This is a genomic window from Blastococcus sp. OS1-29 (assembly GCF_057628075.1).
Genome location: NZ_JBXXJK010000001.1, coordinates 868,577 through 881,978, shown reverse-complemented (window position 1 = coordinate 881,978; position 13,402 = coordinate 868,577). Strand labels below are relative to the sequence as shown.

Annotated in this window: 6 protein-coding genes and 1 pseudogene; 6 read left to right on the top strand and 1 reads right to left on the bottom strand. The window is 66.8% G+C overall.

Features of this window, described 5'->3' with window-relative positions; translation table 11 throughout:
- The first annotated feature begins 17 nt into the window (after nt 1-17).
- A complete protein-coding gene (locus AC2H4J_RS04390; RefSeq protein ID WP_487463603.1) occupies nt 18-278 on the top strand; it encodes an STAS domain-containing protein in 261 nt (86 codons plus the stop codon).
- 117 nt (nt 279-395) lie between these two features.
- Here the strand turns inward: AC2H4J_RS04390 and AC2H4J_RS04385 are convergent, their stop codons facing one another.
- Nucleotides 396-1,517, bottom strand: coding sequence for an MBL fold metallo-hydrolase (locus AC2H4J_RS04385; protein WP_487463602.1), 1,122 nt, complete (start codon nt 1,515-1,517; stop codon nt 396-398).
- A 681-nt stretch (nt 1,518-2,198) separates the two neighbouring features.
- Here AC2H4J_RS04385 and AC2H4J_RS04380 point away from each other — a divergent pair.
- From AC2H4J_RS04380 to AC2H4J_RS04360, 5 genes and pseudogenes are all read left to right on the top strand, one after another.
- A complete protein-coding gene (locus tag AC2H4J_RS04380) occupies nt 2,199-4,814 on the top strand; it encodes a glycosyl hydrolase family 28-related protein (protein WP_487463601.1) in 2,616 nt (871 codons plus the stop codon).
- 785 nt (nt 4,815-5,599) lie between these two features.
- Complete coding sequence (locus tag AC2H4J_RS04375) at nt 5,600-7,237, top strand: tetratricopeptide repeat protein (RefSeq protein ID WP_487463600.1); 1,638 nt, start codon at nt 5,600-5,602, stop codon at nt 7,235-7,237.
- Between the two features lie 15 nt (nt 7,238-7,252).
- Nucleotides 7,253-7,759: pseudogene (locus tag AC2H4J_RS04370) on the top strand (site-specific integrase); the annotation flags it as partial.
- A 549-nt stretch (nt 7,760-8,308) separates the two neighbouring features.
- A complete protein-coding gene (locus AC2H4J_RS04365) occupies nt 8,309-8,800 on the top strand; it encodes a hypothetical protein (protein ID WP_487463599.1) in 492 nt (163 codons plus the stop codon).
- A gap of 154 nt (nt 8,801-8,954) precedes the next feature.
- Nucleotides 8,955-13,037 (top strand): helix-turn-helix domain-containing protein, encoded by a 4,083-nt coding sequence (locus AC2H4J_RS04360; RefSeq protein WP_487463598.1) that lies wholly within the window; start codon nt 8,955-8,957, stop codon nt 13,035-13,037.
- Nucleotides 13,038-13,402 lie beyond the last annotated feature (365 nt).

The following is a 13,402-nucleotide window of genomic DNA, read 5'->3' as shown; positions in this document are numbered from 1 at the left end:
CCTGCGAGGGTGGCGGCATGACCACGCTGACCGAGATCGTCGACGCCCGCAATGGCACCGTCCGCGCCAGTGGTCACCTCACCCTCCAGGGTGCTGACCTGCTGCGCGGGACGGTGGAGCAGCTGCATCGCAGTGGTCATGCCCGCGTGCTCCTCGATCTGCAGCACGTGCGGGCCGCCGACGCCGCCGGCCTGCACGTGTTGCGCGAGATGGGCAGATCCCTCGCCGCCGACGGCGGCGAGCTGCTCGTACGCGACGCCCCCGATCGATCGCGCTGAGCCGTCGCGCCGGGCACGGGGGCCGGCGCGCCGGCGCAACCGGAGGGGTCCACCCCGAACCGCTGTGACCGGTTGGCCGAGCGATTCCGGGCCCGGCCTGCTGGCCGCGCTCGCGGATCAGTGGCGCGCCCCGACCCCGAACTGCATGAGATCCCGGCCGACCGTGACCTTTCCGGAGAACCCGGCCTGCGCGCGGCGGCGCCACTCCCCGTCGTTCACGGCATCGACATCGCCGGGGACGAGGTGGCTCAGCACGAGGTTACGAACACCGGCGCTCTCGGCAACCGCTCCCACCTTGTCGATGCTGGTGTGCGACTCGGCGAGGTGGTCCAGCAGTGACTGCGGCACGTTGAGGCTCGCCACCCAGTCCAATGCGATCACCTCGTGCACGAGGTAGTCCGCGCCCTGCGCCAGCCGGATCAGGTTCTGGCTCGCCGCGGTGTCGCCGGAGAACACGATCGAGCCCTCGTCGGTGTCGAAGCGGAAGCCGAAGGACGGGAAGACCGGCGGGTGCTGCACGAGGGTCGCGCTCACCCGGACCCGGTCGTCCTCGAAGACGACGAAGGGCTCCATGTCGGGAAAGAGATTGCCCTGGGGGGACGCGCCGACGGCGGGCAACTCGATGTCGTGCGCGGTGATGACCTGCCGGATGTCGGGCCAGGCCTCGTCGCGCATCCGGATGTTCAGGTCGTAGGCCGTCGCCTCGATCGACCGCTCGATGAAGTCGACGGTGCCCGGGGTGGGGTTGTCCTCGTTGATGGTCGCCACCTGGCGGCCGTTGCGGGCATCCGGCAGACCACCGGCCCGGCCCGGTCCGTGAATGCTGATCGGGCCTCGGAGGGCATTCACGCCGCCGTGCCGCAACCAGGGCAGGACGTAGAGCTCGGCGATGTGGTCGGAGTGCAGGTGCGTGAGCAGAATGCGTCGCACGCTCGTGGCCGGGATGCCGGAGGCGTGGAACTGCTCGAAGCTGCCATGCCCGAGGTCGACCAGGTAGGTCGCGTCCCCCACCATGACGGCGGAGGAGATGCCAGCCCGCCCCTTCATGGGCGGTGGGCCGCCAGCAGTGCCCAGCAGTGCCAGCCGGGTCCGGTACCTGTCGAGCGACGGGTTGGCGGGAGCTGCGGCTGCCGTACCCGTGCCGGCCAGAACGGTGCCGGCAGCAACAGTGGCGGCGGCTCCGGCTCCGAGCTTGAGCAGGGTCCGGCGTGAGGTGGTCGTCGGAAGCTGGTCGCACATGGTGAGGCACTCCTATGTCGAGCGATCAGGACATGGACCGACGAGGACGGTGCCTCGCCGACAGCTGCGGTGCGCACGGATGAGGGGCAGAGACAACCGGTGCCCGGAGCCGGGCGCCAAGCCGCGGGCCCGACCCTCACCGGGCGAGCCGGCAGGACTGCCCGGCTGTGTTCCAGCTCACCCGGATGCGTGGGTCAGTGAACCTTGGCAAGTCGACTTGGTCAAGGAAAGTCGTTTTCGATGTCTGAAATCGCTCACTGCTCCGCCGGTCGGGCAGGAATCGCTCGTCGGGCCGCCGGAGATCATCTGCGCCGAAACGGCGGTGCGCGTGGCCTCTCGTGCGCCTACCAGGCGCCCGTCCGGAAGTGAGACAAGTCACTGCCCGAGCCCTCCGCGGCTTCGGCGCAGGTCGCGACGGCGATCCGGGGCACCGCGTAGCGAGCCGCTGTGGCACCTGGGACGGGCGTGACTACAGGGGCGAATCCGTACTCACCGTGACTTCGTCGATGCGGAAAGTATGTGCAACTCTTCCAAAGTCACTGAAGCGATTTGTGCAATCACGCAGAGCGTCCGGCCTGTGGCTGAGGTGGCGGTCAGCCCCACTGATCGCCTGAAGCCAGGCCGGCGCCGGAGTCGTGGCCGACCTGACGGTCGTGCACCCCATAGCCCCACGAGGATCCAATGAAACGCGCACTGCTCCTGCTCCTGTCCGTCCTCCTCGCCGCCATCGGCATCGTCCTCATCAGCCCGGCCGCCCAGGCCGACAGCGCAGATTTCCGGGTCCGGGCCAGCACCGACGATGCCGAGCAGCAGTCCGACCGCACCGTCCTCGACAGCTCCGACCTGGAGATGGCGAACGACAAGGGGAAGCAGCAGGTCGTCGGGCTGCGATTCGCCCAGGTCGCCATCCCGCCGCGAGCGACGATCACCCGCGCCTTCGTGCAATTCACCGCCGACGCGCGCACCGCGACGACCGTGCCACTGACCATCACCGGCCAAGCGGCCGACAACCCGGGCACCTTCACGCGCGCCCAGGGGGACGTGTCAGATCGCCCGAAGACCACCGCTTCGGCACAGTGGACGCCGGCGGCATGGTCCGCGGGCAAGCGCGGCCCGGCGCAGCGGACCAGCGACCTGACCGCCGTGGTGCAGGAGATCGTGGCCCGGCCGGGGTGGGCTTCAGGTAACGCGCTCGCGGTCAGCATCACCGGTACCGGCTCCGACAAGCGGGTGGCCACGAGCTTCGACACCGGCGCGAGCAAGGCTCCCGCGCTGCACGTCGAGTGGAAGACCGGGGCGACCGCGCCGTCTGCCCCCACGTCGGCGCCGGCGCCCGGACAGACGTCAGAGGCGGCGACTGCGACGAAGCCGACGCTCGAGCCCACCCCGGCTCCGCAGCCGACGACCCAGCCGACCCAGCCGACCGTGGCTCCGCAGCCTGTACCGCCGAGCGCCGGCGTCCGGTTCCCCGCCGACTCCGGGGTCGTCAGCCTGGCTGCCTCGCCCTACAACGTGAAGTGTGACGGGGTCACCGACAACACCTCGGGGATCCAGAACGCCCTGAACACCTACGCGAACACCGGCGACCTCGCCACCCGCTTCTCGTTCCGCACGCTGGCCCTGCCGGCCGGCACCTGTCTGGTGAGCAACACGCTGCATTCCCCGGGCAACGCCATCCGCCTGGTCGGCGCCGGCCAGGACAGCACCGTGCTGAAGCTCAAGGACAACGCCAGCGGCTACGGCAGCGCCGGCTCGCCCAAGTACGTCTACCGCCCCGGCATTCAGCTCGCCTCCACCGGCAACGACAACACGGCCTACGCCAATTACCTCCAGGACCTGACCATCGACGTCGGCGCCGGCAACCCGGGCGCAGTGGGCGTGCGCTGGGCCGCATGCAACTCGGGGGCCATGCAGCGGGTCACCATCAAGGCTCCCGCCAACTCTGGCCTGCGCGGCATGACCATGGAGACCGGCACCGGCCCCTCGATGGTGCAGGACGTGACCATCGACGGGTTCGCGGTCGGCATCTGGACGGACCCCACCGATGCCCCGGTCAACAACCTGACCTTCCACAGCGTGACCCTCAAGAACCAGCGCACGGTCGCCATCCAGAACAACGGCCGGTCCCTGGACTTCGAGGGGCTGACCGTCAGCGGTGCCCCGCGCGCGTACCAGGCGACCAACAACCGGGGGGTCCTCATCGCCGTCGACGTCACGCTGACCGGGCCGGGATCGGGCACCGCCGTGGACCTCGCCGACTCCTTCGCGCACCTGCGGAACGTGACGGCGTCCGGTTGGGGCAACCTGGTCAGCAACGGCACGACTCACCGCTTCATGGGGAAGACCCAGATCACCGAGTGGAGCACCGCCGACTACCGGCGCGGCAACAAGACGGTGGCGTGGACGGAGACGAGCCCGGTGGCCAGCCTCAACCTGGCGCACCCGGACGCGCCCCGCAGCAGCGACTCCGACCTGACCCACTGGGTGAAGGCGAACGCCACCTCGGGCAACTCCGCTGACGACGACGGCCCGGCCATCCAGGCTGCCATCGACTCCGGCAAGCAGGTGGTCTACCTGCCCTACGGCGACTACACGATCAAGACGCCCGTCATCGTCCGGGGCAACGTGCAGGCCATCGACTTCATGGGGTCTCGGGTCGCCGGCGCCAACACCGGCAAGATCTCGGTGGGCAACAGCACCTCGTCCTTCGTGGAGCTGCGCAACGCCTCGGCCACGGTCACTTTCGAGCAGAACGGGCCGGATGCGATGGTGCTGCGGAACATGGGCGCCATCGGGTCCTCGCCCGGCCGCGTCACCACTGGACCGAGCGCGACCGGCGACCTCTATGTGGACAACGCCTCCGGGCGCCTGGTCGACATCAGCCGGCCGATCCACGCGTACCTGCGGCAGCTCAACCGCGAGGGCCGGGGCGCCTCGGTGAGCGGCGGAGCGACGGCGTGGATCTTCGGGGAGAACCTGGAGACCCACGACAGCAAGGGCGAGCCGTACATGACGATCTCCGGCAGCACCGTGGAGATCTTGGCCGGGTCGTGGGACAACCTCGCCGACCTCGGACGATTCAACAGTCAGTCGGGACCCGCGGCCTACGCCGCCACCAACTCGCGGCTGTCGATCGTGGTCCCCGGCAGCTATCGCAACGGCGCCGTCACGGGCCAGTGGGTCAGCGACGTGATGAACGGCGGCACAATCGGCAACATCACCAGCGACCATGTGATCACAGTCCCGGCGTTCCACACGTACACGAGAGTCGTGCTGCCGCTGTACGTCTCCCCCTGATACCCCGCGCGGGCGGAACGCCCCGCCGGCCTGGCAGTCAACATGGCTCCACCCCCAGTCACCGGCTGGGGGTGGAGCCGTCCTGCGCGACAGAACCTCGCACGATGGCCTCGCGTCGCCGCAAGCCGTGCGCGACGGCAGCGGGTCCAGTCCGCAGGCGGATTCCGCAATGGATGCCGGAAACGACTCCGGCTGCTCTCCGTGCGGGAGAACGGCCTGAGCTCGCAAGGGTGGAGCTGAGGGACTCGAAACGCTGACCCCCACTGCCAGGCGGTCATAGTCGCGTTCGCAGAGGTTCACTGCCGTTGCATAGCCGTCTGCACTGCACGTTCACATGACGGCGAACAGCAGCCAGCGGGATCAGGGTTCTCCGTCGCTCTGCAGGCGTCCCTGACGCCGTCTTCAGAGACACATCCTTCGGGCACTTTTCCGCTGCATGGCTTCCTCGGCCCTGCCTCGACCGGGCTGCGACTACAAGGGCGTCGCCCGCACGCGGCCGGTGGCGGAGTACTGACCTTCAGCCTGCGTATGCCCACCCCGCGGCACGGCGGCCTCGTTTCAGCGCAGTTGCCTGTCGCAACGAACTGGTAGTCGTCCAGGACGGCGATCCGGCGCATCGTCGCTCTTCCCCCATCCGCCCGACCGCAGGTGACGGTTCCACGTGGCGTCGAACGGCCGTGAGGAGAACGATTGCCATGGGATGGCACCAGCCACGCCTCTCGCGCCTCCGCCAGCCGAACAGATGCAGGATCGGTTGGCTTTCCAGCGATGGGAGGAGCGCGACTTTGTCCGTATCACTGACCGATGAGCAATTGCTGGCGGAAGCCCCGAGCCAGCCTCATGACCGGGCAGCGGTGCTTCGAAGAGCCATCGTGCTACAGGCGCTGGGGTATGACGACTGCGCGCTGCCGTTGCTAGTACGCGCCCTGGCCTTGGACTACACGGATCCCAATGCCTGGTTGCAGTCCATGATCGCCCTGTCGATGTGCGGGCGCACGTATGAGGCGGAGCAGGCGCAGACAGCGCTGCGAGAACTCAAGCCCATGCAGTCGGGGATGTGGTTCACCGCGGAGGATCGGGAGCCCCTCCGTCCTTACGTTCGACTGGTCCACGAGGCGTACATGGCGGCCGCCTCGGCTTCGGCGGATCCTCGCCGGATCGGCGACGAGCTCACCGCTCTCATCGAGGACTACGGGGACGAGGAACTGCTGCGCGTCCAATACACGGTAAGCATCGCAGCGCAATTCCTTGCGCAGTACTCCATCGATACGAACCCGGCCGAGCCGGAGAGGGCGCTGCGACTCCTGGACGACGTGGTCAGCCGGATGGCCGAGTATTCGGACGGTCGGGCTACCTTCGCGACCGCCAACGCGCTGCTGACCCGCGGATCCCTGCTGGCGCAAGTTGGCCGCACCGACGAGGCGCTGGCGACATGGCGTCAGGTGCAGGACATCCACCCTTCAACCGGCGAAGGGATCTCGCCTCGCGTCCATATGCTCATCGAGCGGGCGATGACGAACCTGGCCTGGCAGCTGCTCCGGTCTGGCCGTGCCGAGGAAGGCGCCGAGACCATCGAGGAGCTCGCGCGCAGGTACCAGGGCAGTCCCGAGCCAGAGCTGCGACTCAAGGCCGCACAGTCGATGCTGGGCTACGGAGCCGTCGACGCCGTTGCCGAAGGGTTCCGAGACGATGCCGACCCCGCCGTGGCGCGGGTGGCCGCTGAAGCCGAGCTGAGCCGCTTCCTGCGCCGGCACCCACGGCTGAACAGGGCACCCGCAAGGTGGTTCATCCGAGTCGGCTGGGGCCTCGCAGTCGCTGTCCGGCATCGTCCACCCCAGGGGATCGTGGACCCCGACGCGGCACGCTCCGCGACGCGGCGCAGGCTCGGCACCACGCTGCGCGCTGTAGGCGTCGTGCTCTCCTCCGGCGCCGCACTCGCGAGCGTCGTTCTTCTCGTGCGGGTGCCCCAGAGTGAGGAAGCGCCGACGACTAGCCTTCCTCTCCTCGCTTGCGCGGCAGTTGTTCTCGCCGGTCAACTTGCCTATTCGGCGGGGCTGCGAGTGATGGGGCGCTACTCGGTCGCCACTCTGGCCATCGCCCCCCGGCGCCTCCCGCGCACGGCACTAAGGGCAGCGTTCGTCCTGCTGGCGGGCTGGATCGCTCCGGCGATCGAGCGATTGGGCCTGTCGATCACCTTCGGCCCCATTCGGGGCAGCTACGGCTGGCTGCGTGATGTGGGTAGCCCGGCATGGTTGGCGGTGATCGTCATGATCGTGGTGGCGCCCATCGAACTCTTGTTCGTGGCCTCCATCTGCACTGCCCTTCTCGGTCCTTTTCGCTCACTGCTGGGGGCCGACAATCCCCTCGTCAAGGGCCTCGCAGAGGCGCTCCCGCGCATCGTCGTGGACGAGGACGAGGAGTAGAGCAGGCAGTCCGAGGCGCTGGCGCTGCAGTGGAGAGACATCGACCTGCTGGCCAACACCCTCAGGGTGCGACGCAGCATCCACCGCGTCCGGGGTGGCGGGCTCATCTACGAGGAGCACAAGAGCAAGCGCGGACACCGCACCCTGGCTCTCCCTCTTCCTCTGGTCGCCGAGCTGCACCGGCACAAGGCCGAGCAGCTCGGCGAGCGGATGCTCGCGGGCTCCGAGTGGCAGGACGAAGACCTGGTTTTCGCCCAGCCCAACGGCCGGCCGATCGACAAGAAGACCGACTACGACGACTGGACCCGCCTGTTGCAGAAGGCGGGCGTCCGCCACGTCCGGCTGCACGACGGCAGGCACACCGCAGCCACCCTTCTCCTGTCCGAGAACATGCACCCACGAGTGGTCATGGAGCTGCTCGGTCACAGCCAGATGCGCACAACGATGGACATCTACAGCCACGTGATGCCGGCCCTCGCGCGCGAGGGGCGGACCGGTGGGTGCCCTGCTCATGCCAGGTAAGGGGATACAAACTGCAACCACGGAGTTGGTCGAAAGCGCCCAGGACGAAGAAAGCGCTGCTCAGAAGGGTGGAGCTGAGGGAACTCGAACCCCTGACCCCCACACTGCCAGGCCGTCATGATCGCGTTCGCTGCAGTTCGCCGTCGTTCCGTAAGGCATCTGACATGCCGATACGTACGACCGCGCTCGCCGGCGCACTGGAGCGAACGCCGTCAACTGCAACCACAACTGCAACCACACCGGGGGCTTCGGGCAGCGATCCCGCGCCGCAGGGGTCCCGGTTCTAGGTGTCCCTGGAGGCGGCCCAGGGAACACGTGTGTATGACGATGCGGGACGCATGGCAGATCACGCGGTGGCCGAAGTTGCTTGCCGTCCTCTGGGCAACGTAGATGGCATGACCCGGGACTAGTCGACCTCGGTGCCCTAGTCGAACTCCGAGCTCGCACGGGCTCTCGGGGTCCGCTCTCGTCGGGACGGTCGAGAGCCGCTAACAGCGACATGGCCGCCCGTTGCACGACTCGGCGGTCGGCGGCTGGTACGCAAACGGCGTGCACGCATCCGACTGGATCACGTCGTCAATCGCAACCTTAGCTCTGGTCATCGCTGCGGCCTCGTTCATTTACAGTCGTCGGGCCACGAAGGCCGCTGAGCGACAAGCGGCTGTCTCTGAGCGTGACGAGAAGCGACGACTGGCTGAAGCCCACCGGACGGCCGTGTCCTGGGCTCTCGATTTTCGGTGGGAGCTCGGGCCCGGACCCTTGCAGAACGAACATGTTGCCCGACTCCGGTTCACCAATAACGGCAGCGCCCCCGCACTCAACGCGCACGTGACCCTTCCCGTCGGCTGTCAGATCATCGACGGATCCGACGAGGCCGCGGTCGTGGAACCTGGTCTCTCGCTGGACCTCGCCGTCGTTCCACAGGCGCTGCTGGGATCAACGGCCCACGTACAGATTGAGTGGCAGGTTCAAGACGCCGGTCCGCGCTACTCGTTCCAGAGATCATGGCAGTCGCGTCCACCAGACCCGCAGGTCTACTGACCGACTGCTCGATGCCGCTGGTCAGAGTTGACCGTCCAGGCAGCACTTTGACGCGACCGCCGATGGCCCGTCAGAGCCGCCCTGACTAACGACCACACGCATTTGATACGTGTGTGCCTGCCGCAACACGCAGTCTAGGCGTATGCTTCGCGTCATGTACAAAGCACTGGGGCGGGTCATTCGCGAACGACGCGAAGCTCTAGGTCTTGACCAGGCTGCTCTGGCAGCACAACTCAGCGTCGGCCAGCAGGCAGTGAGCAGCTGGGAACGCGGTCAGTCCCGGCCGAGGCGAGCGATGGTCAGCGCTCTTGCGCAGGTCGCCGGCGTCGACGAGGCGGTGCTTCTGGATGCTGGTGCGTACCGGTCGGCGCCGACTGTCCGACTCCCGGTCCGACCGCTGACGCGCGCGCTCCCACTCGAGGAGCTGACCGAGGAGCGCTTCGAAGACCTACTCGCCGAAGTGATGACCGCGCTTCATCCCCAGGGGCACACGAGCCGTTACGGCGGGCGCGGTCACAAGCAGCACGGAATTGACATCCTCGTCGCCGCCGCCGGGACGAACCTCGCGACCGGACAATGCAAGCGGCACCGCGAGTTTGGACCGACGGCGGTCGGCAAGGCGATCGAAGAGGTGACGATCGCTGCGCCGAAGAATTACTTGTTCCTATCCCGAATCACCGCTAGTCCAGCAGCCCGCAAGGAAGCCGGCAAGCACGCGAACTGGGAGCTATGGGACGGCGAGGACATCTCCCGCTACATCCGGAACCTGCCCCGCGAGCAAGCCGTAAGGATCGTCGACACCTACTTCCCCGGACACCGCGAGTCGTTCCTCGGCGTTCCCTCCCCGAGGCCGTGGCTCCACCCCGAGGAGTACTTCGATGCATCCCCCTCGACGATCTTCAACCATGAGTGGAGCCTGGCCGGCCGACAGGCGCTACTCGCCCAGCTCGCGAGTGCCGCATACCAGGCAGATGCAACTCTGTCGTTCGTGACCGGTGCCGGTGGCATTGGCAAGACCAGGCTGCTGAAGGCTCTCGCGGACGCCGCGCCCGCCGCTGCCAAGGTTCGGATCTTGGCGGGCGACGCGCACGTGTCCGCCGCAGACTTCGAGCTACTTCCCCACGAGGGCGAACTCACCGTCGTCATCGACGACGCTCACGAACTTACCGAGGCCCCTGGGATAGTCGCCGGCGTCTGGCGCCGCAACCGAGACGCCAAGATCGTGCTCGCTACCCGGCCCTACGGATTGCGGTCCCTGAGGGAGGGGTTGGCGCGCCACGGCCTTCTCCCCGTTCCGCATACAGAGGTCGCGCTCGAGGAGTTGGACTTCGACGAGGCAACCGCTCTGGCGCGCGAAGCTTTGGGTGGCAAAGCGCCGGAGGCGGTTGCGCGACGACTCGCAACGCTTACCAACGACTCCCCGCTGGCTACCGTCGTCGGTGGCGTCCTGATCAAGCAGGGCCAGCTGGAGCCCTCAGCATTGGAGCAGGACGAGAATATCCGGTTCCACATCATGCGGGGGTTTCGCGATGCGCTCGTGAATGACCCACTGGCCTTCGACCCACCCACTCGTCGCGCAGTGCTAGATGCACTTGCTGCCCTGCAACCGTTCCGAACGAACGAGGTAGCGGCGCGCGAGTCGTTGAGCGCGATCGTCGGGAAGCCCTACGACGAGTTGCACAAGCACCTGCGCAGCCTGGAGAACGCCGGGATTTTGCGTCGCCGCGGCGAGTCGCTGCGAATCGTGCCTGATCTCCTCGGAGACGTCATCCTGACAGAAGCGGCATTTGACGACACCACTTCCCTGGGCACCGGATACCTGGCACGAATCGAGCCTTTGGTCACTGGCAGCAGTATCGAACACTTGTTCATCAACGTGAGCCGCGTGGACTGGCAGGTTCGCAATATGGATGACCGAGCGCCAAGCCTGGCCGACTCCCTGTGGGACGCATTCCTTGCCCGGATCGAGACGGCGGACGTGATCGACCGCCGCACTCTGGCCGCGACCCTTGCCAAGGTCGCGTACTTCCAATCGGAGCGGGCGCTCGAGGCAATCCGCTGGCTCATCGACAATCCTACGGACCGCCTAGACGGTGAACACGCCGCCTGGCGGACATTTCTTGCAACCGACTACAGCATCGTTCTTCAAGCACTGGCGCCCGCGCTCAAGCTCGCGGCAATGAACGAAGACACCCTTCCGGAGGCTCTCAACCAGTTGTGGGAGCTCGCTCAAGACGACGAGCGCCCGATCAACCAGCATCCCGAACACGCGCTTCGCGTGTTGCGTGACCTCGCCGAGTTCGAGGTGGCGAAACCGATTTGGTTCAACGACCAGATCTTGGACATCGCCTCGACCTGGTTCGCCGACGGCCAGCGACTGTCACCCTTCGATGTGCTCGAGCCGATGCTCGCTACGGAAGGAGACGACCCGCGCCTGCGCGGTCACACGATCACCTTCCGGCCATACTCACTGAACCCGCAGAGCATCATGCGGGTTCGTCAGCGGGTCATAGACCTCGCCTTCGAGGAACTTGCCTCATCCAACCTTCGACGCTCTGGAGCGGCCGCAAAATTCCTCAAGTCGGCGCTCCGATACCCGACGGGCCTATTCGGACGAGCCGTGTCGAGCGATGAACGAGAGGGATGGACACCTGGATTCGTCGAGACCATCGAGCGGCTCGGGGCCATCGCTGCCGCCGGCGATCTGGACCCCGCCGTGGTGGTCATCATTCGGGATGCCTTGTACTGGCACGAGAACTATGGCGACGGGCCGACGCATAGCGCCGCAGAGCGGGCCGTTGACTCCCTACCGAACGGAGTCGAAGCGCTCCTCGCACTGACAGTCCACGACGGCTGGGGTCGCCTGATCAGAGACCGTGGTGACAACTTCCAAGCGATGGAGGGCAAACGACTGGCGGTCATCCAAGCCGTCGTTGACGGCCTGGCAGGCCTCCCAGACCGCGAAGTCGTCGACCTGCTCATCGCGCGCCTCCGCGCAGAGCGTGCGGCTCACGGAGCTACCGAAGGCCATCCTGGCCCCGTCGTAGCGGGCCTGATCGAGGGCCGCCCTACGCTCGCACACACGATGCTCGGGTACCTGCGAGCAACCCCCGGCCAGAGCGATCTCGACCCGGTCGTGCCCGTGATCCTCGGTGCGTTTGCGGAACAGGAGCCGACAGCCGCGCTTGAGAGCATCAAGGAACTACTCGGCAGCGCCTCAACAGATCGGCGTCGCGCCGTGTCACAGGCGATCGGCTGGAACCGCGGCCTTCGCCAACTGCACCCCGGAGAGCTCGAGCTGCTGTTGCAGTTGGCCGCTGACCCCGACGTGGTGATACGACGAAACGTCGCCCGAGCGGCGCAACTGCTGGCACGAACCCAGACGGCCGAGGCCACCCGTCTGCTCGCGGCACTCAGATTCGGCGACGACGAGAGCCTGGCCGACGACATCTTCATGTCGTTCCGGGCCGAGCTAGGCCTTTCCTGGGAAAACTTCTCCGACGCCGAACTGGGCCTAATTCGTCAAGACCTCATCACCCTGCCTGGGATCGGTGGTTACGCCGTCTCCCAGGCACTAGCCACTCGATCCGCCTCCGAGCCGGAATGGGTTATCGGGCTGCTCGAAGACCGGATTCTGTTCGCCGAGTCCTTAGACTCCGTCCGCAACTACGCCGCGCTGCCATACTCCTGGGACAATGACCTTCAGGTCCGCGACACCTCAGACTTCCTAACTACGCTTAGGGGCATCCTGGCCTGGATCTCCGAAGGGATTGAATCCCTGCGTCGGCGGACGCTAGGTGCCGACCTATTCGCCGCAGTGGCAAACGGGTTCGACCTCCAAGTCGTGCAGCTCTTGGAAAACGCACTCGAATCCGGCGAAGAAAGGTTGACCCACGCTGTTGTCGCCATTCTTCACGAAGCTCCCCGCACGTTAATCTGGGACCGGCCGGACTTCGTAAAGGCCGCACTGCACGCTGCCGACCGACTCGGCCCGGAGGCACTTCGATCGATGCGTCAAGCACTGTGGGCTGCCTCGATCTCCGGAATCCGCAGCGGCACGCCCGGCGAACCTTTCCCGGAGACCATCGAGCAACGCGACAGGTCACGCGATATTGCTAAAGACTTGCCAGCCGGGTCGATAGAGAAGCGGTTCTACACTGACATGGCAAAGTCTGCCGATAGGGACGTTCTGCGTGATATCGAGGACGACCTGCCCGCCGACGGGCGCGCGTGGTGATCGCTCAGAGCTAGCTGACAAAGTCATGGTCCGACACGCCAGTGTTTCCCCGGCCGCCTTCCGGGGCCGGCCGGACGCTTGTGTCCTGAGCGGCCCACTCAGGGACAGTCCGGCACTGCCTTGCTCTTAACTCTCGTTGCGCATGTCGTCCGCCGCCTTTGAGAGACCGGAAACCGCCATAGACAGCGCGTGGTACCGAGGGTTGCTCCGGTCCTTCGGTTCACAGGTCCGGTTCCTGATCGCCCTGATGTCTTCCACCATGGCCTCGATGCGGGCGATCTCCGAGTCGTACGAAGGCATGCCGGCAAGTAAACCCGAGTCGCGGGCCTTGAGCGGCCCACCTAGGGACGCCTAAGCGCTTCCAC